The sequence below is a fragment of the Agrobacterium sp. MCAB5 genome (assembly GCF_052114365.1).
Taxonomy (GTDB): Bacteria; Pseudomonadota; Alphaproteobacteria; order Rhizobiales; family Rhizobiaceae; genus Agrobacterium; species Agrobacterium tumefaciens.
The window spans coordinates 1-601 of the sequence record NZ_JBFREP010000142.1 but is presented as its reverse complement, the minus strand read 5'-3'; the positions used below and the strand labels follow the sequence as shown (position 1 = coordinate 601).

General features: G+C 67.7%; 1 pseudogene. It reads left to right on the top strand.

Annotated elements, in window-relative coordinates:
• Positions 1 to 601 (top strand): annotated as a pseudogene (locus AB4Z23_RS27860) (hypothetical protein); the annotation flags it as partial.

Below are 601 nucleotides of genomic sequence, written 5' to 3'. Positions count from 1 at the left end.
GTTTTACGTCTGTCCTCGATGTCGCTTGGTATGGGGCGCAAACGTATGGGCATCGGGATGCTGGGTGTCGGCGGCGCGCTGGCTGCAAGCCTTGGTTTCGCGGCGCCGGCGCTCGCAGATATCTCGGTGACGCCGTCGGGTTCGTGTTCCCGACCGGGCTTTGGCGGATTTGGTGCCTGGACCTGCCAGGTACCGACCACCGGCGGCGCCTTCGCGACGGTGAGTGGGATTCCTGCTGACCTCTTCGGTGGCGTGGACCTGACGGCCCTGAACACCTGGACAGCCGCCAATCTCGGCACCGGTGCCATCGCGCTGGGTGACTTGACGACGAAAGCGAGCGGCGCGAACGCCGTGGCGGTCGGCAAGGGTGCGCAGGCGGTCAAGGACGGCGCCATCGCCATTGGCCTGAACGCGGTTGCCGGGGATGCTGCCAACAGCTACGTCAACCAGGTCGCCATTGGTGCCAATGCAAAGGCGACCGCGCAGAACAGCACGGCGGTCGGCGATGCCGCCATTGCCCAGGGGCCGCAGTCCACCGCCTATGGCTCCAACGCACGGGCCACCGCGGCCCAGGCGACGGCGTTGGGACGCAGCGCGGAAG